The sequence below is a fragment of the Streptomyces sp. NPDC048288 genome (assembly GCF_043201555.1).
In the GTDB taxonomy this organism is placed as follows: domain Bacteria; phylum Actinomycetota; class Actinomycetes; order Streptomycetales; family Streptomycetaceae; genus Streptomyces.
In genome coordinates this window covers 128,185-150,230 of the sequence record NZ_JBICZD010000010.1, presented here as the reverse complement: position 1 = coordinate 150,230, position 22,046 = coordinate 128,185, and the positions used below count along the sequence as shown (strand labels likewise).

General features: G+C 74.2%; 21 protein-coding genes. 14 read left to right on the top strand and 7 right to left on the bottom strand.

Annotated features, from left to right (window positions below):
• Window positions 1-23: 23 nt before the first annotated feature.
• Together ACGFZS_RS32895 and ACGFZS_RS32890 are read right to left on the bottom strand one after the other, a co-directional pair.
• A complete protein-coding gene (locus ACGFZS_RS32895) occupies window positions 24-602 on the bottom strand; it encodes a MarR family transcriptional regulator (protein ID WP_365694424.1) in 579 nt (192 codons plus the stop codon).
• The gene (locus ACGFZS_RS32890) at window positions 599-2,245 is read right to left on the bottom strand and encodes an FUSC family protein (RefSeq protein WP_393798135.1); all 1,647 of its coding nucleotides are present in this window, start codon (window positions 2,243-2,245) and stop codon (window positions 599-601) included. The genes ACGFZS_RS32895 and ACGFZS_RS32890 overlap by 4 nt, the downstream gene beginning before the upstream one ends.
• Before the next feature lie 154 nt (window positions 2,246-2,399).
• On the opposite strand from ACGFZS_RS32890, the gene ACGFZS_RS32885 reads away from it, so the two are divergent.
• From ACGFZS_RS32885 to ACGFZS_RS32860, 6 genes are all read left to right on the top strand, one after another.
• Complete coding sequence (locus ACGFZS_RS32885; protein ID WP_393798134.1) at window positions 2,400-2,945, top strand: DUF5134 domain-containing protein; 546 nt, start codon at window positions 2,400-2,402, stop codon at window positions 2,943-2,945.
• Between the two features lie 95 nt (window positions 2,946-3,040).
• Complete coding sequence (locus ACGFZS_RS32880; RefSeq protein WP_393798133.1) at window positions 3,041-3,976, top strand: M56 family metallopeptidase; 936 nt, start codon at window positions 3,041-3,043, stop codon at window positions 3,974-3,976.
• Between the two features lie 56 nt (window positions 3,977-4,032).
• Entirely contained in the window at window positions 4,033-4,701 is a 669-nt protein-coding gene (locus tag ACGFZS_RS32875) for a phosphatase PAP2 family protein (RefSeq protein WP_365694430.1), read from the top strand.
• 98 nt (window positions 4,702-4,799) lie between these two features.
• Complete coding sequence (locus tag ACGFZS_RS32870; RefSeq protein WP_393798132.1) at window positions 4,800-5,141, top strand: twin-arginine translocation signal domain-containing protein; 342 nt, start codon at window positions 4,800-4,802, stop codon at window positions 5,139-5,141.
• Between the two features lie 54 nt (window positions 5,142-5,195).
• Window positions 5,196-5,918 (top strand): HAD family hydrolase, encoded by a 723-nt coding sequence (locus ACGFZS_RS32865; protein WP_393798131.1) that lies wholly within the window; start codon window positions 5,196-5,198, stop codon window positions 5,916-5,918.
• 136 nt (window positions 5,919-6,054) lie between these two features.
• The gene (locus ACGFZS_RS32860; protein ID WP_393666101.1) at window positions 6,055-6,723 is read left to right on the top strand and encodes a TetR/AcrR family transcriptional regulator; all 669 of its coding nucleotides are present in this window, start codon (window positions 6,055-6,057) and stop codon (window positions 6,721-6,723) included.
• Here the strand turns inward: ACGFZS_RS32860 and ACGFZS_RS32855 are convergent, their stop codons facing one another.
• A complete protein-coding gene (locus tag ACGFZS_RS32855; RefSeq protein WP_365694436.1) occupies window positions 6,724-7,209 on the bottom strand; it encodes a DUF6214 family protein in 486 nt (161 codons plus the stop codon).
• A 186-nt stretch (window positions 7,210-7,395) separates the two neighbouring features.
• Here ACGFZS_RS32855 and ACGFZS_RS32850 point away from each other — a divergent pair, with 186 nt between their 5' ends.
• A complete protein-coding gene (locus ACGFZS_RS32850) occupies window positions 7,396-8,739 on the top strand; it encodes an FAD-dependent oxidoreductase (RefSeq protein ID WP_393798130.1) in 1,344 nt (447 codons plus the stop codon).
• A 120-nt stretch (window positions 8,740-8,859) separates the two neighbouring features.
• Entirely contained in the window at window positions 8,860-10,212 is a 1,353-nt protein-coding gene (locus ACGFZS_RS32845; RefSeq protein ID WP_365694439.1) for a nucleobase:cation symporter-2 family protein, read from the top strand.
• Window positions 10,213-10,218: 6 nt separating this feature from the next.
• On the opposite strand, the gene ACGFZS_RS32840 is transcribed toward ACGFZS_RS32845, so the two are convergent.
• The gene (locus ACGFZS_RS32840; protein ID WP_393798129.1) at window positions 10,219-11,541 is read right to left on the bottom strand and encodes an SGNH/GDSL hydrolase family protein; all 1,323 of its coding nucleotides are present in this window, start codon (window positions 11,539-11,541) and stop codon (window positions 10,219-10,221) included.
• 296 nt (window positions 11,542-11,837) lie between these two features.
• Between ACGFZS_RS32840 and ACGFZS_RS32835 the strand changes: the two genes are divergently transcribed.
• Entirely contained in the window at window positions 11,838-12,632 is a 795-nt protein-coding gene (locus ACGFZS_RS32835) for a pectate lyase (RefSeq protein WP_393798128.1), read from the top strand.
• A gap of 40 nt (window positions 12,633-12,672) precedes the next feature.
• On the opposite strand, the gene ACGFZS_RS32830 is transcribed toward ACGFZS_RS32835, so the two are convergent.
• Complete coding sequence (locus ACGFZS_RS32830; protein WP_393798127.1) at window positions 12,673-14,034, bottom strand: ankyrin repeat domain-containing protein; 1,362 nt, start codon at window positions 14,032-14,034, stop codon at window positions 12,673-12,675.
• Window positions 14,035-14,201: 167 nt separating this feature from the next.
• Here ACGFZS_RS32830 and ACGFZS_RS32825 point away from each other — a divergent pair, with 167 nt between their 5' ends.
• Entirely contained in the window at window positions 14,202-14,648 is a 447-nt protein-coding gene (locus ACGFZS_RS32825; protein WP_393798126.1) for a hypothetical protein, read from the top strand.
• Here the strand turns inward: ACGFZS_RS32825 and ACGFZS_RS32820 are convergent.
• Window positions 14,603-15,382, bottom strand: coding sequence for a PaaX family transcriptional regulator C-terminal domain-containing protein (locus ACGFZS_RS32820; RefSeq protein WP_393798125.1), 780 nt, complete (start codon window positions 15,380-15,382; stop codon window positions 14,603-14,605). The two genes, ACGFZS_RS32825 and ACGFZS_RS32820, sit on opposite strands and share 46 nt — an antisense overlap.
• Before the next feature lie 72 nt (window positions 15,383-15,454).
• On the opposite strand from ACGFZS_RS32820, the gene ACGFZS_RS32815 reads away from it, so the two are divergent.
• A complete protein-coding gene (locus tag ACGFZS_RS32815) occupies window positions 15,455-17,116 on the top strand; it encodes a DNA alkylation response protein (RefSeq protein WP_393798124.1) in 1,662 nt (553 codons plus the stop codon).
• A 127-nt stretch (window positions 17,117-17,243) separates the two neighbouring features.
• Entirely contained in the window at window positions 17,244-19,223 is a 1,980-nt protein-coding gene (locus tag ACGFZS_RS32810; RefSeq protein ID WP_393798123.1) for a HEAT repeat domain-containing protein, read from the top strand.
• Window positions 19,224-19,250: 27 nt separating this feature from the next.
• Here the strand turns inward: ACGFZS_RS32810 and ACGFZS_RS32805 are convergent, their stop codons facing one another.
• A complete protein-coding gene (locus tag ACGFZS_RS32805) occupies window positions 19,251-19,844 on the bottom strand; it encodes a hypothetical protein (protein ID WP_355712034.1) in 594 nt (197 codons plus the stop codon).
• A 272-nt stretch (window positions 19,845-20,116) separates the two neighbouring features.
• Between ACGFZS_RS32805 and ACGFZS_RS32800 the strand changes: the two genes are divergently transcribed.
• Complete coding sequence (locus ACGFZS_RS32800) at window positions 20,117-21,202, top strand: WD40/YVTN/BNR-like repeat-containing protein (RefSeq protein ID WP_390975984.1); 1,086 nt, start codon at window positions 20,117-20,119, stop codon at window positions 21,200-21,202.
• A gap of 125 nt (window positions 21,203-21,327) precedes the next feature.
• Complete coding sequence (locus ACGFZS_RS32795; protein WP_359219760.1) at window positions 21,328-22,005, top strand: uracil-DNA glycosylase; 678 nt, start codon at window positions 21,328-21,330, stop codon at window positions 22,003-22,005.
• The last annotated feature ends 41 nt before the right edge of the window (window positions 22,006-22,046 follow it).

Genomic DNA, 22,046 nt, shown 5'->3' with positions numbered 1-22,046 from the left:
CCGTGAGGCCCGCAACGCGGCCGTCAGGCCCGCAGCGCGCCCATCCGGCCCTCCAGCCGGCCCAGCAACTCGGCGAGCAGCCCGGCCAGTTCGCCCTGCCCGGTGGGGGCGAGGACGGACAGCACGGCCGTCTCGTAGGCGAGTTGCTCGGGCAGGATGCCGTCGACGAGGTCACGGCCGGCGTCGGTGAGGCGGAGGTGGGCGACCCTGCGGTCCCGGCTGTCGCCGCGCCGCTCGACCAGGCCGCGCTCGGTGAGCTGCTTGAGGCGTTTGGTGACGGCGGCGCCGGAAGAGAAGGTCTCCTTGGCGAGTTCGCTCGGGGTCAGTTCGTGGCCGGTGCGGCGCAGCGCGCCGAGCAGGTCGAACTCGGGGCGGCTGAGGCCCGCCCGGCGCAGCGGGGCGTCCTCGGCCTGCTGGAGGAGGGCGGCGCAGCGGTTGATCCGGCCGATGACCTCCATGGGCCCGGTGTCCAGCTCGGGGTGGACGGACCGCCACTGCCGGACCACACCGGCGACCGTGTCCTCCCGGTCCGCTCCCCGTCCCGCTCCCCCGCCTCTGTCCGCGTCGCTGCCGGCCGCCGGTCGTCCGTTGGTCGCCGTCATGGCCGTACGTCCTCCGTTGTCCTCGCGCCGTCCCAGGAGTGCGGTTCCTGGCGTCGTACCGTCGCGGCGAGCGTACGGTGTCCGGACTGCTCGGCGAGCACGACCCGCTCCTGGGGCAGTGCGCGTTGCCACCACTCGCCGGACGCGGCGTCGGCGGCGGCGCGCAGGTCGGCCAGGGCGGCGGACAGGGTGCGCCGGACGGTCTCCAGGGCGCGCGGGGCCGGCCGCGGCTCGGCGAGCAGCCGGGCGGCCTGCTCCCGGGCCCGTTCCACGGCGGTCAGGGCGTGCTCGATGCCCTCGCCGGCCCGGCGGTTGGTGACGACGATCGCGGTCACGAACCCGACGAACGCGCCGACCAGGGTGTCCACGACCCGCTCGGTGATCAGCTGCCCGGCGTCCTGGGTGCGGGCGAACTCGGTGATGAGCAGGGCCATCGGGGTGACGCAGACGCTGCCGAGCCAGTAGTTGCGGCCGATCAGCGCCTCCGCGCCGAAGTTGAAGGCGAGGCAGCACAGCACCAGGGCGGCCGGGTGCAGATGGGCGAAGGGGACGACGGCGGCGAAGACCAGGACGCCGAGGAGGTTGCCGACGACGCGCTGGACGCCCCGGCTCCAGGTGAGGGTGACATTGGCCTGGTAGAGGGAGGCGGCGGTGACCAGCGCCCAGTAGGGGCGGCCGACGCCGAGGGCCAGGGAGGCGTAGCCGGCGAGGGCGCAGCCGAGCGCGGTGCGGGCGGCGAGGGGGGCGAGCGGGCCGAGCCGGTGCCACAACGGGCGCGGGGGTACGGCGAGTTCGGCGTCGATGCCGAGGAGTTCGTCGTCGGCGCCGGCCACCCGCGGGACCCGTCCGGTGCCGCGCAGGTCGCGGGCCCAGCCGCGCAGCCGCCCGGGGTCCGCGTCGGCGGGGGCGGCGAGGGCGACCTCGGCGCGGACGACGAGGTGTTCCAGGGCGCGCCGGGTGCGGTCGGTGCGGGCGCCGGTGGCGAGCAGGGACTGCCAGGCGGCCTGCACGGCGGCGGCCGCGGCGGCCCGGGCCTTCGCGTGGCCGTCGCCGGTGCCGCGGGTGGCGGCGTAGGCGGCGGTGGCGTTCAGGGCGTGGGCGGTGGCCCGGCGTTCGGGGCCGTGCGGGCGCAGCAGCCCGGGCGCCATGCCGACCAGCCAGGCCCAGACGCCCGCCGCCAGCGCGAGGCCGACATGGGCGGGTACCTGGCCGAGGCTCTGCGGGGCGAACAGCGAGGCGGAGGTGATGAAGGTGAGGACCACGTTCCCGGGCGGGCCGACCCGGGTGGCGTCGCACAGCGTCTTCTGTACGGCGGCCATGAGCGCGCCGACGGTGACCAGGACGACCGCGTTCGTGGTGAGCGACGCGGCGACCAGGGCGAGGGCGAGGCCGCCGACCATGCCGAGCACGACCCGGACCAGGGTGCGGGCCCGTGCGGGATAGGGGCGGTTGTGGCCGTAGAGGGCGCACAGCGACCCGGCCATCGTGTACATCGCCAGGTCGAGACGGCCTAGGGCCAGCAGCGTCAGATTGGGCGGGGCGACCGCGGCGACCACGCTGAACGCGGGCTTGAACCAGATGTCGGAGGGCCGGCCGAGGCGCAGCACCCCGGAGAGGGGAAGGGGTCGGGTCGCGGTGCTCATATCTATGAACTTAGCATGTGTTTTACTCGTAAAACAATCTCGCTCACCTGCTGTGCTCCGCCGAATGCTCCCCGTGTACACCCTTGCGCCCGCGTGCGCGCCACACCGGCGGGGCATCGCATCCATCGATGCGACGTCGAGCGGGGAGGTGCGCGTGCACGGACCGGCTTCGCCCGGCTGGCTGCTGGTCGCGCTGTGCGCGGCGACCGGGGCCTACTGCCTGCTGCGGATGCGCAGCAGCGTCGAGGAACAGCGGCGCGCCGCGGGCGGCGAGGCGCTGATGGGGTTCGGCATGGCCGCGATGGCCGTGCCCGCGACCGTCTACACACCGCCGGCCTGGGCCTGGCCGCTGTACGCGGCGGTGTTCGGCGCGGCGGCGCTGCGCGCGCTGTGGAGCGCCCGCAGCAGCCCGCACCATCTGCACCATCTGGTGGGGGCGGCGGCGATGGTCTACATGGCGGTGGTGATGGCGGCCTCCCCCGGCGCCCACCACCACGGCGGCGCCGGAGTCCCGCTGGTGACCGGTCCGTTGCTGCTCTACTTCACCGGCTATGTCCTGGTGTCCGGCGCGCGGCTGGTGCCGGTCGCGGTGGCGGCCGCCGGGACCGGGGCGGCCCGCTGGGGCGACCGGCCCGAACTGGCGCGGGCCTGCCGACTGTCCATGGGCATCGGCATGGTGGCGATGCTGCTGGCCCTGTGAGCTTCTGACGGCACGCCCGGCGCAAACGTTGCCTGCGTCACTTTGGCGCAATGGCCTGTACCCCTGAGCACTCACCCGCTCATAGGGTGCTGGCCATGATGGTCCCTGTGGCACTGCTGCTGCTCGGCGCCCTGACCGCCGTCGCCGGTCCCCGGCTGCTCGCCCGGGCCGACTGGACGGACCGGGAGCCGGTGGTCGCCCTGTGGGTGTGGCAGTGCGTGGTGGCGGCCGTACTCCTGTGCTGCGCGCTGTCGATGACGCTGAGCGCCGCGGCGGCCTGGCAGGCGGTGCGCGGGCAGGTGTTCGCGAGCGCCCCCAGCGGGGTGATGGACGCCTACGCGCTCGGCACGACCGGCCCGTGGGCGGCGGCGACCGCGGTGACCCTGGCCTGTGCCGGGCTGTGGAGCGGGGCGATGCTGGTGCGCGAGATCCGGCGCGCCCGGGTCGGGCGACGGCAGCAGCGGGCCGAACTCCTGGTCCGCGCACCGCTGTTGCCCGGCGAGGAACCGGCGGGCGGCCGTCTCGTGGTCCTGGAGGGCGAGCGGCCCGACGCCTGGTGGCTGTCCGGTCCGGCGCCCCGGCTCGTCGTCACCACGGCCGCGTTGCGCCGCCTGAAGGGCCGTCAGCTGGATGCCGTGCTCGCCCATGAGCAGGGTCACGCCCAGGCCCGGCACGACTGGCTGCTGCACTGCTCGGCCGCGCTGGCGGGCGGGTTCCCGCAGGTCCCGGTGTTCGCCGCGTTCCGCGACGAGATGCACCGGCTGGTCGAACTGGCCGCCGACGACATGGCCTCCCGTCGGCACGGCCGTCTCACCACCGCCCTCGCCCTGGTCGAACTCAACGAGGACCGGGGCGTGTTCGGCCCCGGCCCGGCCCCGCACGCCCATGTCCCGCAACGCGTCCACCGGTTGCTCACCGCCCCGGACCGCCTCCCCGCCCGGCACCGGCTGCGGCTGACCGCGACGGCCGCCCTGGTCCCGGTGATCCCGGTCCTGGTGGCGCTCGTACCCGGTCTGCGCGCGCTCGGGTAAAGCCGTACCCATCAGGGGAATTGCCCTCCGGGCAATGATTCGGCAAAGATCACGCCATGCGCCCCCCAGCCAGCGACCGCCCCGCCCCCCTTCTGACGACCGCCGTTCTCGCCCTCTCCTCGGCGCTGCTGCTCGCCCTCGTCGCCGGTGAGTGGCCCCCGTTGGTCGCGCTGGACGAGGGCATCGCGGACACCACCCACCGCTGGGCCGTGGCGGACCACGGCACCACCCAGGTGCTGCGCATACTGACGGACTGGGTCTGGGACCCGCTGACCATGCGCCTGCTGTGCGCGGCGGTCGCGGTGTGGCTGGTGTGGCGGCACTCGGCATGGTGGACCGCGCTGTGGCTGGCCCTGACCTGCGCCCTGGGCACGGCCGCCCAGCAGTCCCTCAAGGCCGCCGTCGGCCGCCCCCGCCCGGAGTGGCCCGACCCGGTCGACTCCGCCCACTACGCCGCCTTCCCCTCCGGGCACGCCATGACGGCCACCGTGGTCTGCGGCCTGCTGCTGTGGCTGCTGCACCGCTGCGGCACCGGCCGCACACTGTGGCGGACGGCCCTCACCGCGGCCGGGATCTCGGTCGTCGGCGTCGGCCTGACCCGGGTCTGGCTCGGCGTCCACTGGCCCTCGGACGTGGTCGGCGGCTGGCTGCTCGGGGCCCTGGTGGTGGCCCTCGCGGTGCTGGCCTACGAGTGGGAGCGGGACGGCCGGGAGCATCCTCACTAGCGGACGATCCCGTTCAGGACCGGCCGGACGATCACCGTGCCTACGATCGCCGGGCGGCCCCGGGAGACTCCCGCGCGGCCGCTGAAGGAGGGGGTACTTTGTCCAGCATTTCCAGACGGTCCCTGCTCGGATACTCGGGGACGGCGGCCGCCGGCGCGGTGGTCGGCACGGCGACATCGGCGGAGCAGGCGCAGGCCGCGGAGACGGAGACGGCCTCGGCGGTGTTCCCGGAGGGGGAGCTCTTCACCGGCGGCTCCAGCATCGGTGACGTCGACACCTATCTGACGATCAGGTTCAGCGTCGAGACGAACGCCACCGACGCGTCGGGCAACCAGATCAGCCCGGGTGAACTCGCTGATCTGCTCAGCGACTTCGCCGTCAGCCGGGGCTGGCCGGCGGTCACCTTCTACGGCAGGCCGGTGCCCGCCAAGCTGAACTGACCCGCATCCGAAGGCGGCCGTGCGCCGGACGGACCCGCGGGTAGAGTCCGGCGCATGACCGCCGTGCTCTTCGACTTCTCCGGGACCCTCTTCCGTATCGAGTCCACCGACTCCTGGCTGCGGGCGGTGCTGGCCGAGGCAGGAAGGGAGCTCCCCGAGGCGGAGCTGGCGGCGGCAGCCCAGGCGCTGGAGGTGGCCGGGGCGCAGCCCGGCGGGGCGAACCCGGCCGAGCTGCCCGGGGAACTGGCCGCGGTGTGGGCGGTCCGGGACGAGAGCGCGCGGGCGCACCGGGCCGCCTACACCGGGCTGTCCCGCCGGGTGGCGCTGCCGGACGCGGCCCTGCACGACGCGCTGTACGAGCGGCACATGTCCCCGGCCGCCTGGACGCCGTACCCGGACGCCGCGGAGGTGCTCAGCACGCTGCGCGCGCACGGGATCGCGGTCGGCGTGGTCAGCAACATCGGCTGGGACCTGCGCCCGGTCTTCCGCGCGCACGGGCTCGACGCCCATGTGGACGCGTACGTGCTGTCGTACGAACACGGTGTCCAGAAGCCGGACCCGCGGCTGTTCACGGTCGCCCTGGAGGCGCTCGGGGCCGAGCCGGAGAAGACGCTGATGGTCGGGGACAGCAGGCCCGCCGACGGCGGGGCGGCGGCGCTCGGGTGCCGGGTGCACTTCGTGGACCATCTGCCGGTGACGGAACGGCCGGACGCACTGCTGCCCGTCCTCGACCTGGTGGGCGCGGCCCGCCGACAGGTCACGCCCACCCAGGCCTGACCTGTCGCGCCGTCCGCCCGAGACGCTCCCCCGTGTCGCCTCGGACGGACGGCAGCCCTGAACAGGCCCCGCGCAGCGCGGTGCCGACTGCGTCGATTATAGTTGGCTGGCAGCCAGTCAACGCAGGAGTTCCAGCATGTCCCCGCGCAGCGCCTCGGTCAATGAAGAGTTGCGCAGGCGTTCCCGGGAGCGGCTGCTCCAGGCCGCGGTCGAGCTGGTCGACGAGCACGGTTTCGAGGCCACCACGCTGGGCGCCATCGCCGACCGGGCGGGTTCCGCGCGCGGGCTGGTGTCGTACTACTTCCCCGGCAAGCGCCAGCTGGTGCAGTCCGCCGTGCACCGGCTGATGCACCGCACGCTGGAGGAGGCGCTGGAGCACGAACCGCACACCGAGGACGGCCGGGAGCGGCTGGCCCGGGCCATCGACTCGATCCTCGGACTGGCGCGGGAGCGGCCGGTGCTGATGCGTCAGCACATGGCGGGGCTGCTGCAGGCGGAGGGCTTCGTGCAGTGCCCGGAACAGCGCCGGCTCGCCGAGCTGCTGGGCGAGACCGTCGCCCGCTACGGCTCGCAGGAGGTCGCGGCCGACTACCCGATGCTGCGCGCCCTGCTGATGGGCGCGGTGTACGCGGCGCTGGTGCCCGGGGTGCCGATGGCGATCCCGACGCTGCGGGCGGAGTTGTTCGAACGCTACGGGCTCGACTGGGAGCTGGGCGTGCCCCCGGACTCCGCGCCCGTCACCGAACGGCGGGACATCTCCCGGTTCTTCGCCACGGAGGACCGGGGCGAGCCCGAACGGCCCTAGTCAGCGGCGGGCGTGACCGGGCGTCAGAAAGCCCGCGTCGCGCGCCTGCGCGATGAGCCGGAGCGACCGGCGGCGGCTGTGCCCCGTCGCGCACATCACCGCGAGCACGGGGTCGAGGCCGTCCGCCTGTGCGGCCCGGTACTCCTGGGCGACCAGCCAGCGCCCCTCGATGCCGCGCGGCCAGGGCGGCCGGGCGCGCCGGGCACCGCCCGACTCGCCGTTCTCCTCGGCCGCTTCGGGCTCCTCGTCCGCGTAGGACTCCATCCCGCACGCCTTGAAGAGCGGCTCCTCGATCCAGTCGGCGAGCACCGTCAGATCGGCCAGGGAGAGCGCGGGCCGCGCCTTGACGTCCTCGATGGACACCCGCCCCTCGGCCACCACGGCCAGCGCGTCGACCCGCGCGCCGTCGCCGAAGACCAGCCCGACCTGGAACCACGCCGTGGCTCCGGTGTGTTCCTGCACCTCCCAGGCGGGCGACACGGACACCGTGCCGTCCTCCGCGCGCCGATCGGAAAGATTGAGAAACGATGCTTCTAGCACATACGCAAGGTAACCTCATGATCACACTGCGAACGGACGGACACGCGTCCGCTTCACCCCTGCGGCCCCTGTCGAGGCGGTCGGGCCGGTGGGATGCTGGAGCCACCAGCCCCTCGGGCAAGGAGTCCCCCCGTGTTGCGTGTCGCCGTCGTCGGCTCCGGGCCGAGCGGGTGCTACACCGCCCAGAACCTGGTCCAGAACGACCCCACCGTGGTCGTGGACGTCCTGGACCGGCTGCCGTGCCCGTACGGTCTCGTGCGGTACGGCGTCGCCCCGGACCACGAGAAGATCAAGTCGCTGCAGGGAAACCTGCGCACGGTCCTGGAGCACGAGCGGGTGCGGTTCCTCGGCGGGGTCCGGGTCGGGGGCCGGGGCGGGCTGCCGGCCGAGCGGCTGCGGGAGCTGTACCACGCGGTCGTGTACTGCGTGGGCGCCGCCACCGACCGGCGGCTCGGGATCCCCGGTGAGGAGCTGCCGGGCAGCTGGTCGGCGACGGAGTTCGTGTCCTGGTACAGCGCGCATCCGGACGCGGTCGACGCCGGGTTCGTGCGTGACGCCCGGTCGGCGGTGGTCATCGGGGTCGGCAACGTCGCGGTCGACGTGGCGCGGATGCTGGCCCGGGGCGCGGCGGAGCTGAGCCCGACCGACATGCCGCAGGCGGCCCTGACGGCGCTGGCGGCGAGCCGGATAAGAGACGTGCACGTGGTGGGCCGGCGGGGGCCCTCGCAGGCCCGGTTCACCACCAAGGAGCTGCGCGAGCTGGGCGGCCTGCCGGGCACCGAAGTCCTGCTGGATCCGGACGAGTTGGCGCTCGACCCGGCCTACGCCGACCCCTCCGCGCTGCCCGCCGCCCAGCGGCGCAACATCGAGGTGCTGCGGAACTGGGGCGGCACCGGCGGCCGGGGCGCGGAGCGCAGCATCTGGCTCCGCTTCTTCCTGCGCCCGGTCGAGATCCTCGACGACGGCGGACGGGTGGGCGGGGTGCTCTTCGAGCGCACCGAGCTCGACACGCGCGGCCGGGTGCGGGGCACCGGACAGTACGAGACGGTCGAGACGCAGCTGGTGCTGCGCTCGGTGGGCTATCGCGGGGTGCCGCTGGACGGGCTCCCCTTCGACGAGGAGACCGGCACCGTTCCGCACGCGGCGGGCCGGGTCCTGGACGGCTGCTTCAGCGTGCCGGGCGACTACGTGGCAGGCTGGATCAAGCGCGGGCCCACCGGCGTCATCGGCACCAACCGGCCGGACGCCAAGGAGACGGTGACCTCCCTGCTGGAGGACGCGCCGCTGCTGCTGCGCCGGGAGGTGGCCGGGGACCCGGTGGCCGCGCTGCGCTCGGCCGGCATCGAGCCGGTCGAGTGGACGGGATGGCAGGCGATCGAGCGGGCCGAGGCGGCGCTCGGGGCGCGGCTCGGCCGGAGCGTGGTCAAGCTGGCCGACTGGGACTCCCTGCTCGCGGCGGCGCGCACGGGGTCGTAGCGGAGTCGACCGCGATCCGGTGGGCATGACACGTATCGGCAACGAGTCGGAAATCAACAAACTGTTCAAGCCGCTTACGGTCTCGTGCTGTCCGGATGTCGTCCCCGCTCTGGAGTCCCCATGGCCACCACCACCGCCCCCGTCCATCCCGTCGACGAGGTCCCGCCCGTACGGCAGTTGGCCGCGTTCGGCCTGCAGCATGTGCTCGCGATGTACGCGGGCGCGGTCGCCGTCCCGCTGATCGTGGGCGGTGCGATGAAGCTGTCGCCCGCCGACCTGGCGTATCTGATCACCGCCGACCTGCTCGTGTGCGGCATCGCGACGCTGATCCAGTGCGTCGGCGTCTGGCGCTTCGGCGTCCGGCTGCCGATCATGCAGGGCTGTACGTTCGCGGCGGTGTCGCCGATGGTCCTGATCGGGACGACGGGCGGCGGGCTGCCCGCGATCTACGGCTCGGTGATCGTCGCGGGCCTGGCGATCATGCTGCTCGCGCCCGTCTTCGGCAGACTGCTGCGCTTCTTCCCGCCGCTGGTCACCGGCACGGTCATCCTGATCATCGGGGTCTCGCTGCTGCCGGTCGCGGGCAACTGGGCGGCGGGCGGGGCCGGCGCGAAGGACTTCGGGGAGCCGAAGAACCTGGCGCTGGCGGCCTTCGTGCTCGCGGTGGTGATAGGCGTGCAGCGGTTCGCCCCCGCCTACCTCGCCCGGATCGCGGTCCTGATCGGCATCGCGGTGGGCCTGGCGGTGGCCGTGCCGTTCGGGTTCACGGACTTCAGCGGGGTCGGGGACGCCGACTGGCTGGGCATCAGCACGCCGTTCCACTTCGGGGCGCCCGCCTTCAAGGCGTCCGCGATCATCTCCATGCTGGTGGTGGCCCTGGTCACCATGACCGAGACCACGGGTGACCTGATCGCGGTCGGCGAGATGACCGGCCGCAAGGTCGAGCCGCGCTCCCTCGCCGACGGGCTGCGCGCCGACGGCCTCTCGACCGTCCTGGGCGGGGTCTTCAACACCTTCCCGTACACGGCGTACGCGCAGAACGTGGGCCTGGTCGGGATGACCCGGGTGCGCAGCCGCTGGGTGGTCGCCGCGGCCGGCGGCATCCTGGTGCTGCTCGGTCTGCTGCCCAAGCTGGGCGCGGTGGTCGCGGCGATACCGGCTCCGGTACTGGGCGGCGCGGGTCTGGTGATGTTCGGGACGGTCGCGGCGAGCGGTCTGCGCACCCTCGCCTCGGTGGAGTTCAAGGACAACCACAATCTGACGGTGGTGGCCGTCTCGGTCGCGATCGGCGTGCTGCCGGTGGGCGTGCCGACGGTCTACGAGAAGTTCCCGGACTGGTTCCAGACGGTGATGAACAGCGGCATCAGCGCGGGCTGCCTCACCGCGATCGCCCTGAACCTGCTCTTCAACCACCTGCCCGCGAAGGCGGACCCGGCGCCGGGGAGCGTGTCGGCCGGCGCCGAGGCCGCCTAGGCCGGCTCACCCCGCCGTGAACAGCCCGGTCGGCACCGCTCCCGCCAGTGCCCCGTACCCGGCCGGGTTGAGGTGCAGCCAGTCCCCCACCTGGAGGTCGGCCCGCAGCCGGGCCGGGTCGGCCGGATCCCGTACCACCCGGTCGAAGTCGATCACCGCGTCGAAGTGGCCGTGCCCCCGGATCCAGGCGTTGACGCGCTGCCGGGCCGCCTCCCGCACGCCCGCCCCGTCGTCGTAGGCGTTGCCGCCGAAGGGCAGCAGGGTGGCGCCGTAGACGCGGATGCCCTGGGCGTGGGCGCGGACGACGATCTGCCGGTAGGCGGCGATCAGGTCGTCGGCGACGGCCTGCTGGGCCTGTGGGGTGGCGGCGGCGGTGCCGATGTCGTTGACGCCCTCGAAGACGATCAGCCAGGAGACCCCGCTGCGGGAGAGGACGTCCCGGTCGAGGCGGGCGAGGACGTTGGGGCCGAGGCCGTCGTTGAGGACGCGGTTGCCGCCGGCCGCCTGGTTGAGGACCGCGATGTCCGAGGTGTCCGGGCGGGACCGGAGGCGGTCGAAGAACTGGTCGGGCCAGCGGTCGTTCCCGTTGGTCGTGGAGCCCCGGCCGTCGGTGAGGGAGTCGCCGAGCACGGCCACGGCCCGGGTGCCGGCCGGGGCCCGCACCTCGACGTCGCTGAGCAGGTACCAGTGGTCGACATGGGCCGCACCCGTGAGATCCGCGTCCCGCGTGTGGTCGCCGTTGACGAGGTACGACGTGGTGCGCGAGCCCGGGTGCGAGGTGAGCGCCAGATCGGGCTGGCCCTGCGCGGTGTACGCGGTGACGGTGAGGTCGGCGCCGGCGGTCAGCGCGAAGTCCACGGGGTCGGAGACCACTTGGGCGCCGACGGGGACGACGGTCGAGGCCCGCCCGGAGAACGTGACCGGCCGGAGGCTGCCGGGGACGATCGCGGCGGCGCCGGCCCGGCCGCCCTCGGGGAGCGCCACGGTCACCGAGGTGAGCGGGAGCGGGGTGTCGCCGTACGCGTTGGAGAACCGCAGCCGCAGCCGGTGGCCGCCGACGGTGACCCGGACGGTCTGGCGCAGGGTGGTGTCCGCCAGCACGGACCGCTCCCCCGTGAAGGGCGCGGGCGGCAGATTGCCGAGCTCGGTGAGCTGGGGCATCCCGGTCCAGGTGTTCACCCAGCGGCTGCCCGGATCCGGGTGCGCGGCGGCCTGCCGGGGGCCGTGCACCAGTGCGGTCAGCGCCCCGGCGGTCACGACCAGGGCGAGGGCGAGCACGCAGGTGCCGAGGAGCGCGGCGAGCGGTGTTCTGCTGGGCTTCGGCTTCACGGGGGCCTTCCTGACGAGGGGCGACAGCGGAGCCGTCGCCGACTGACCGTGCAGGTGGTGCCGTTGGGCGCCGTCATCGTGGCATGGCCACGACCGGTCATAGAAGCGCTCCCACCCCACTTTGCGGACGAGCGGGCGAGCGGAACGGATGCTGCGCGGGACGTTGACTAGAAAGCGCTTTCACCCTACGTTCCGTTCAACACCGTGACCGATGGTTCGGAATCACGGACGCTATTCACTCATCTGATCAACGGAACACCGGAGAGACCCCCCACTCGAAAGAAGGCATACGGGACATGACTTCACGAGCACGGACCGGGGCGCGCGCACTGGCGGGCGGGCTGACCGCCCTCGGGCTATCGTTTGGCATGATCATGACAGGCGGAACCCAGGCGGACGCCGCGACCTGGCCGACGGCCAGCGGCAGCCAGGCCGTCACCGCGACCATCAAGCTGTCGGGCACCAAGGACTACGGGATGCTGCGCCTGTACGGCAGCGGAGACCTGGGCAGCGGCGGACAGAGCGAGGACCAGGACCCGATCCTGGACCTGGCGGCGGGCACGGTCCTGAAGAACGTCATCATCGGCGCCCCCGCCGCGGACGGCATCCACTGCGAGGGCAGCTGCACCCTGCAGAACGTCTGGTGGGAGGACGTCGGCGAGGACGCGGCGACCTTCCGCGGCTCCTCGTCGTCGAACGTCTACACCGTCTCCGGCGGCGGCGCCAAGGAGGCCAGCGACAAGGTGTTCCAGTTCAACGGCGCCGGGACGCTCAACGTGTCCAACTTCGCCGTGCAGACCTTCGGCAAGCTGGTCCGCTCGTGCGGCAACTGCTCCACGCAGTACAAGCGCACGATCAACCTGAACACCGTCGAGGCGACCTACAAGGGCAGCGCGCTCGTCGGGATCAACACCAACTACGGCGACAGCGCGACGCTGAAGAACATCACGATCGTCGGGGACAGCGGCAGGAAGATCGTGCCGTGCCAGAAGTACATCGGCAACAACACGGGCGCGGAGCCGCCGACGAACGGGAGCGGCCCGGACGGGACGTACTGCAAGTACGCGAGTTCGGACATCACCTACAAGTGAGCGCGACCGGCGGGGCCGTCGCCGGGCGACGACGGTCCCGTCACTCGTCGGCCGGGTGCGCCTGGCGCCACTTCCACCGCCAGAGGCCGTCGGCCCGGTGGTCGTGCTCGAAGCCGTCGCCGAGCGGTCCCACCCGCTCGATCGCCTCGGCGGTGCGCGGGTCGTCGCGCAGGGCGAGACCGTGGGCGGCCTCCAGGCGGACGAGTTGGCTGTCGTCGCCGAGCAGGGCCGCGAGGCCGTCGGCGTCGGCGTCGGCGTCGGCGGGCGTACGGTCGAGCGGGCGGGACAGCTCCGCCGCTGCCGCGACCCGCACACCGGCCTCCGGTGCCCCGGTCAGCGCCAGCAGGGTCCGGGTGCTGTCCGGGAGGAGGTTCGCGTCCCGGGTGCTCGCCGCGCAGGCGGCGAGCCGCACCTCGGGGTCCGGGTCACCCATGAGGGTGCGCAGGGCCGCCCTGGCGGCGGGCGTGTGCGGCAGGTGGTCGGCGCAGAGGGTGTAGGGCACCTCGCGGCGCACCCGGGCGTCGGGGTGGGCGGCGTAGCGCAGGCCGACGGCCTCCTCGTCCGGACGGTCGTGCCAGGCGAACATCTCCAGCACCTGCGCGAGTATCTCGCCGTCCGTCTCCTCCCTCACCCAGGCGGCCAGGAGTTCGCTCTCCCGCTGCTCGTAGGAGCGGCTGGAGTCGACCAGCCCCCGCGTGCGCAGGTAGTCCACCACGAACCGGCGGGGCACCCGGTCCGGGGCGTGCCGATGGGCCACCACGGCGGACCAGGTCTCGAAGCTGCGCCGACGGGTGAGCGTCCAGCAGACCTCGGACCAGTCCACATGGTCCTCGTCCGCCTGCCGGACGGCGCGGGCGACCAGTTCGTCGACGGGGGTCAGGATGCGGAAGGCCCACTCCAGGGAGGTCAGGACGGCACCGTGCCCGGACCGCACAGCCAGGCCGCCGAGCGAGACCTGGTCGACCCAGCGGTACTCGTCGTCCTGGACCCGGACCGTGACGGCCGGGCCCGACGCGCCCGTCCTGCGCCGCAGTTCCTCGGCCGCCCCCGTCTCGTACCAGCTCCGGGCCAGCGCGAGCAGCCGTTCCCGGGCGGCCTCCGGCAGGCGCAGCCGGGGCTCGTCGCCCAGCACGGCCGAGAAGACCTCCAGGGAACCGCCGTCGACCGCGCGCCACAGCGGTGTGGTCCCGTCCGGCAGCTCCCGGTCGGGGGCCGCGCCGCCCTCCACCAGCGCCCGGGCGACCGGCCCGTCGTAGGCCGCGACCGCCGCGCACAGCAGCGGCAGCCCGTCCGCGTCCGGCGTGTCCGGATCCGCGTCCCCTTCCAGCAGATCCCGCACGGCCTCGGCGTCCCCCGCCCGCACCGCCGCCCGGAGCCGGCCGCCGGGGCTGCTCTCGCCCAAGTCCCCCGATTCCCCCAAGTCCCGCAAGTCCCCGTCCCCCGCTGCGAACAACGTCTTCCCCTCGCCGAACGGCATCGGTTGGGAGTATGCGGTGGTCCCGCGGGGCGGCGCATCTCGTTTCCGGCGCGGACACCGCGGCCACAGCGGATACCGCGGATACTTCCGTGGTGCCGCTGACATCGATCGCGGAGATCGCCCGCGAGCCTGTGGTGCTGGAACCGGCCGACCGGCGGGCGGAGCAGGAGACCAGCACCTGGTGGCTGGGGATGGCGGAGGCGGACCGGGCCGCCGGTTTCCGTGGCGCGGCGACGTGCTACGTGCGGCACGACCCGCAGGCCGGGCAACTGCGGTGCTCCACCGGCTCGGTGGCCGCCGACGCCCTCCCTTTCCGTGCCGCCTATGCGGAGTGCGACGATCTCGGGCCCGTCGTCGAGGCGTTCCTCACCGACCGTGACCCCGGGGTGATCGGCTGGGCGGACCTCGCCGACGCGCGGGGTGGCGGGGAGGGTGCTGCGGCGGCGCGGTCGGCCGTCCGGGTCCGGGTGTCGGGACGGCGCCGTAGGGGAGGTCAGTGGGCCGGGTGGCCGGTCGGCTCGCCCGGTTCCGCGCGGTAGTCCTCTCCCAGTTCCGCGCGGTAGTCCGCGTACGCGGTGCGCAGTTTGTCGCCCGGCCAGTCGGCGGGCAGGAGGTCCGGGGGCAGCACCGGGTCGGTCAGCAGGTGGCGTACGGCCGCCGCGAAGACGGCGAAGCGGTCGGCCGGCAGGCGGGCGGCGGCCGCTCGGGTCAGGAGGGTACGGGCGGTGGCGGCCCAGGTGGTCAATGGCCAGAGGGCGGAGGCCAGTTCGCGTGCGGGGTGGTCGGGGCGGGCCGTGTAGGACTGGGCGGTGTCGGTGAGGTCGCCGGGGAGCGGCCTGGCCAGGTTCGCCGGGCGGAGCCAGACGCCCTCGCGGAGTTCGGCCAGGCGCAGGGCGGTCAGGCGGGTGCGCAGGTCGGCGCGTTCGGCCGGGCCGCGGCCCGTCGCCGTGACGACCAGCATCTCCCAGTCGCCGTGCCACGCGCGCGTGCGCGGCCGTACTGCCTCGTCCTGGCGGCTCTGGCGGGCCAGCAGCCGCTCGCTGAGGCCGTAGACGGCGTCGTCGGTGCGGCGCAGGTCGCCGGCCGCCGTCATCCGGCTGAGCGCGGCCCGGAGCGTGGAGCCGCCGACCCCGAAGGGCTCGACGAGCCGGACCAGGTCCTTCACCGGCAGCTCCGGCGGATGCGTGCCCAGCAGCAGGCTCAGCACGACCGAGCGGGCCGACAGCGGCCGCAGGTCGGTGCCGGCGGGCTCGGCGGACACGTTCATGCGCATGGTCACGTACTGTACGTGCGACTTCTTGTTGCATTATTGATACGACCGTAGGAAGAGTGCAACATGGAGGCCATGGACTCGACCGTCGCGCTTCCGCAGCCGCAGTACGCCACCCACGACGTCACCAACCAGGCGCCGCCGCTCGCCCCCTACGACGCCTCCGACGACCCGGCGCTGCTGGAGGGGCTGCGCCGGGAGGGCGCGGAGTGGGCCGAGCCGGGGATCCGGCGGCTCGGGGCGCGCGCCGGGAGCGCGGAGGCGCAGGAGTGGGGCGAGCTGGCCAACCGGCACGAGCCGGAGCTGCGCACCCATGACCGGTACGGCAACCGGATCGACGAAGTCGACTTCCACCCCAGCTGGCACCACCTGATGCGGACGGCCGTGGCCGAGGGGCTGGCGGGGGCGCCCTGGGCGGACGACCGGCCCGGCGCCCATGTCGCGCGCACGGCGGGCGGGCTGGTGTGGGGACACACCGAATCCGGCCACGGCTGCCCCACCTCGATGACCTACGCGGCCGTTCCCGCGCTGCGCGCCCAGCCGGATCTGGCCAAGGTGTACGAACCGCTGCTGACCAGCCGGGAGTACGCCCCCGGGCTGCGTACGCCCACCGAGAAGCCGGGGCTGCTCGCCGGGATGGGGATGACCGAGAAGCAGGGCGGTTCGGACGTCCGGACGAACACGACGGCGGCCACTCCCACAGCCGAGCCGGGCGTGTACACCCTGCGCGGGCACAAGTGGTTCACCTCGGCGCCGATGTGCGACGTCTTCCTGGTGCTGGCGCAGGCACCCGGCGGCCTGTCCTGCTTCCTCGTGCCGCGCGTGCTGCCGGACGGCAGCCGCAACGCCTTCCGCGTCCAGCGCCTGAAGGACAAGCTCGGCAACCGGTCGAACGCCTCCTCGGAGCCCGAGTTCGACGGCACCGTGGCCTGGCTGGTCGGCCCGGAGGGGCGCGGGGTGAAGACCATCATCGAGATGGTCAACTGCACCCGGCTGGACTGTGTGATGAACTCGGCGACCCTGATGCGCAAGACACTCGTCGAGGCCGGTCACCATGTGCGCCACCGCAGCGCGTTCGGCGCCCGGCTGATCGACCAGCCGCTGATGCGCAACGTCCTGGCCGACCTGGCGCTGGAGTCGGAGGCCGCGACCACGCTCACCCTGCGGCTCGCCGGGGCGGCCGACCGCGCGGTGCGCGGGGACGAGCAGGAGCGGGCCTTCCGGCGGATCGCCACCGCCGTCGGCAAGTACTGGGTCACCAAGCGCGGCCCGGCCTTCACGGCGGAGGCCCTGGAGTGCCTCGGCGGCAACGGCTATGTCGAGGACTCCGGCATGCCCCGCCACTACCGCGAGGCCCCGCTGCTGTCGATCTGGGAGGGCTCGGGCAACGTCAACGCGCTCGACGTGCTGCGCGCGCTGTCCCGGGAACCCGGCGCCGCCGACGCCCTGTTCGGCGAACTCGCGCACGCGCGCGGGGCGGACGCCCGGCTGGACACCGCCGTGACCCGGCTCAAGAGCGACCTGGCCGGAACCGAGCAGGCCGGGGCCCGCCGGCTGGTCGAGCGGATGGCACTGGCCCTCCAGGCCTCCCTGCTGGTCCGGTACGCCCCGGCCGCCGTCGCCGACGCCTTCTGCGCGACCCGGCTCGGCGGCGACTGGGGGCACGCCTTCGGCACCCTGCCCGCCGGGACGGGCCTCGACCCGATCCTCGAACGGGCGCTGCCTGGCGGGAATTGATCCCTCATCGGGCGTTCCCGGCCGGTGCCCGCCTGTGGATCGCACACAGTCGCCGCCCGATTCCGCATCGTTGTCAGTGCCGTGGTGCAGACTCCTGAACAGGTGGTACTCGCCCGGGGAGGACAACGTGTTCACGGGGATCGACGAGGTCGACTGGGCCTCGCTGCGGCACGCGTACGGCAGCGCGGAGGACGTGCCCGGTCTGCTGCGGGGACTGGCCTCGCCGGACGCGACCGAACGGGAGGTCGCGCTCGACGGGATGTACGGCTCGGTGCATCACCAGGGGAACGTGTACGACTCGACGCTCGCCTGCGTCCCGTTCCTCTTCGCGCTCGCCGCGCGCCCGGAGGTGGCGGACCGGGGCGCCATAGTCGAACTGCTGGTCAGCATCGGCGCGGAGAGCGCCGGCCCGGCGGCCCGTGCCGCCGTGCGCGCGGGCGCCGGCACGTTCGTGCCGCTGGCCGACGATCCGTGCCCCGGGGTACGGCGGGCGGCGGCCGGGGCGCTGGTCCGGTTCCTCGACGAACCGGCGCTGGTGCTGGGGCTGTTGCGGCGGCGGATCGCGGTCGAGCGCGACGAGCAGGTGCTGCTGGCCCTGACGGCGGCGCTCGGCCTGTTCGTACGGCTCCATCCCGCGCGGGCGGCCGGGGCGGTGGACCTGCTGGCCGCGCAGGGCGGGCCGCCGCATCCCCCGGGGACGCGGCTCGCCGCGCTCGGCCAGCTGGCTCTCGGCGCCCCGGAGCGGCTGCCCGCCGACCTGGTGCCGACGGCGGTCCGGCTGCTCAGGGAGCGGTCCGCGAGGCGCACGGCGGGCCCCGACCGGCCGGACGCGGACACCCTGGTCGGCCGGATACGGCGGCTGCGGCCGTCGGACGAGGAGGGCGCGTATCTGCTGCGCACCCTGCACCGGGCGCTGGACGACCGGGTCGCCGACCGGATCGCGCTGCTCGTCGGCCAGCTGGGCAGCCCCGTCGTGACGGACCGGTGCAGCGCGGTGTGGATGTCGGCCGGGCTGTTCCGCGAGTGGCGGGCGGACTTCACCGCGCCCGTCGCGCTGATCGGGGCTCAGCTGGGCGGTGCGGAGGACCAGTTGCGGGACGCGGCCGTCTCGGTGCTCGCGGACCTGTTCCGGCTGGCGGCGCCCGCGGCCGACGACCTGCACGCGCTGGTGACCGCGCGGCCCGACCTGTGGGTGCACACCTGGGAGCGCGGCAGACCCGCGCTGGGCGGGCCGCTCAAGGGGCTGGCCAGAAGCGGCGATCCGCGCGCGGTGCCGGTCCTGGCCCAGCTGCTGGCCCGGCCGGTGGTGCCCGGCGGGCTGGGCTTCGAGGTGGTCCATCTGGGCCGGGCGGCCGCTCCGCTCGCCCCCGCGCTGCGGCACCGCCTCGGGCGGATCCCGCTGGACGCGCCCGAGGCGGCCGAGCTGGCCGCCCCGCTGCTGGCCGCGGTCACCGCCCTGGCGGACAGGGCGGCGGTGCCGGAGGTGCTGCGGCTGCTGCGCGGCGCACCGGACGGGCTCGGGGCGCGGGAGGCCCTGGCCGGCCAGGCGGTGCGGGCGCTCGACACCCTGGGGACGGCCGCGCGGGCGGCGGCACCCGTGCTGCGCCGCCTCCTGGACACCCGGCACGCGGCCCTGGCGGCCGGCGCCCTGTGGTCGGCCGAGGGCGATGCCGGCGCCGTACTCCCGGTGCTGATGCGGGAGTTGACGCTCGGCCGGGGCCCCAGCGCCCGGACGGCGGCCGAGCAGCTGGGGCGGCTGGGGGCCGCCGCCCGGGACGCGCTGCCCGCCCTGCGCACGGCGGCCGGTTCCGGCCGGGCGTGGGAACGGACCTCGGCCGCACAGGCGTACTGGCGGATCGCCGGGGACCCGGAACCCGTGCTGCCGGTGTTCCGGTCCGCCTGGTCGGAGAACCCGTACACCCGCGGCACGATCGCCGCGTGCCTGGCCGCGATGGGCCCGGCGGGCGCGCCGCTGCACGACCTGCTGACGGCCGAACTCGCCACCGCCCGACGGCACACGGCCCGCCCCGGCGGGTACGGCAGCCACGACATCGCCCAGGACGAGCGGCTGCTCGCCGACTGCCGCACGGCGCTGGCCGGCCGGTGACCGAGCGGCCCCGGGCCGGCGCGTGCCTCAGCCGGTCATCCGGCCCCACTGCGGGCCCAGCCGCGACCACTCGGCGTCCCAGCGGTCCATCCGCCGCCGCTCCAGCCGGCCGCGCACCACGAGCCCGGCCACAAAGGGGACGGCGGCCGTGCTCAGCCCGACCAGGCCGCCGATCAGCGCGGAGCGGAGGTGGGCCTCGGAGACGGTGGCGGGCCGGGTGACCAGATGGCCCTGGGGGTCCGTCCACACGGTGACCGGCGTGCCCACCTTGCTGCCGGCCGCGACCCGGGCCTGGCCGGAGTGCGCGGAGCCGTCCTCGACGGTCCACCCCACCCTCGCCCAGACCCGCTCACCGCCGGAGGAGCCGGCCTGCTGCCCGGACGTCCCCGGGGCCTTCTCGACGACGTGCGCCACCACCGGTCGCCATTCGACGCGCTCCCGGGCCAGACCGCCCTCGACCGACCGGGCCGCCGCCAGCCCGGCGAACACCCCGGCCAGGAAGGTGAACAGCCAGGCGCCGAGCAGCACCCAGGCCTCCACCGTGTCGGCGCGACGCTTCAGCGGGTTGCGCCGCCAGCGCCACAGCCAGACCTTCGGACCACGGAACGCCTTCAAAGGCATCCTCCTCACGCGCGCACGGACAGCCCGGACCGCCCTCCCATACGGGAGAGGCCGCCCCGTTGCTCACGGCGAACCTCCGAGTCGACGGTCGCACGACCGGCCCCGCTCGCGCAGGCGTCTTCCGGAACGCGTTCCGCCGCCTTGTTCGACCCGCCGACACGACGGCTCCGACCTGCGCGGACACGGTCGGACGGGTGGCTGTCGGTGGTGGGGTGCAGACTGGCCGATATCTGAGTGCTGGCTGTGACAAGGACGTCATGGAGGTGATCGGCATGACCGAGGTACTGCTCGCCGTGGGGACCCGCAAGGGTCTGTTCCTCGGGCGGCGGCGAGGTGACACCTGGGAGTTCGACGAGAGTCCCTACTTCAACGCGCAGGCGATCTATTCGGTGGCCATCGACACCCGGGGCGAGCGGCCCCGCCTGCTGGCGGGTGGCGACAGCGCGCACTGGGGCCCCTCGGTGTTCCACTCCGACGACCTGGGCCGCAGCTGGACCGAACCGGCCCGGCCCGCCGTGAAGTTCCCCAAGGACACCGGTGCCTCGCTGGAGCGGGTCTGGCAGCTGCATCCGGCCGCCGCCGAACCGGACGTGGTCTACGCGGGCACGGAACCGGCCGCGCTGTACCGCTCGGAGGACCGCGGGGAGAGCTTCGACCTGGTCCGGCCGCTGTGGGAACACCCCACGCGCGGCCAGTGGGTGCCGGGCGGTGGCGGTGAGGGTCTGCACACCATCGTCACGGACCAGCGCGACCCGAAGGCGGTGACGGTCGCCGTCTCGACGGCCGGGGTGTTCCGCACCGAGGACGGCGGCGCCAGCTGGGCGCCGTCCAACTCCGGTGTGTCCGCGGTGTTCCTGCCGGACCCCGACCCTGAGTTCGGCCAGTGCGTGCACAAGATCGCCCAGGACGCGGGCAGTCCGGACCGGCTGTACCTGCAGAACCACTGGGGGGTGTACCGCAGCGACGACGCGGGAGCGCACTGGACCGACATCGGCGCGGGCCTGCCGTCCACCTTCGGCTTCGCGGCGGCGGCCCATCCGCACCGCGCGGAGACGGCGTACGTCTTCCCGATCAACGCCGACGCGGACCGGGTGCCCGCGCAGCACCGCTGCCGGGTCTTCCGCACCGCCGACGCGGGAGCGACCTGGGAGCCGCTGTCGGCGGGGCTGCCTGCCGCGGACCACTACGGCACGGTGCTGCGGGACGCGCTCTGCACGGACGACGCGGATCCGGCCGGGGTGTACTTCGGCAACCGCAACGGCGAGGTGTTCGCCTCCGCCGACGACGGCGACAGCTGGCGCCAGTTGGCCTCCCATCTGCCGGACGTGCTGTGTGTACGGGCGGCGGTCGTCGCCTGAGTCCGGTGCCTCCGGGTCCCCGGAAGGAGGGTGTTTCTGTCATCCGTGCCGACGGTCCGGTCATCCTCGGTCGCCCCTCGACCGCGGCTTGATCACCGACCCGTGTACGGCAGTAGGGTGACGCCGTGGCACCACGACCTTTGCATGAAATCGTCGAACCGGGCTGGGCGAAGGCCCTGGAACCCGTGGCCGGGAAGATCGCCGAGATGGGCGACTTCCTGCGTACGGAGATCGCCGCGGGACGCACCTACCTCCCGGCGGGGCCGAACGTTCTGCGGGCCTTCCAGCAGCCCTTCGACGACGTCCGCGTCCTGATCGTCGGCCAGGACCCCTACCCGACCCCCGGGCACGCGGTGGGGCTGTCGTTCTCGGTCGCGCCCGAGGTGCGCCCGCTGCCGGGCAGCCTCATCAACATCTTCCGGGAGCTCAACACCGACCTGGGCCTGCCCCAGCCGTCCAACGGCGACCTCACGCCCTGGACCCAGCAGGGCGTCCTGCTGCTCAACAGGGCGCTGACGACGGCCCCGCGCAGCCCCGCCGCGCACCGGGGCAAGGGCTGGGAGGAGGTCACCGAGCAGGCGATCAGGGCGCTGGCCGCCCGCGGCAAGCCGCTGGTGTCCGTCCTGTGGGGCCGCGACGCCCGCAATCTCCGCCCCCTCCTCGGCCAGTTGCCCGCGGTGGAGTCCGCGCACCCCTCGCCCATGTCGGCGGACCGCGGCTTCTTCGGCTCACGCCCGTTCAGCCGGGCCAACGACCTGCTGGTCCAGCAGGGGGGACAGCCGGTGGACTGGCGCCTGCCGTGACCGACGCGGGCGGCGAGGCCACTGTCGCGGGGTCACCCTCC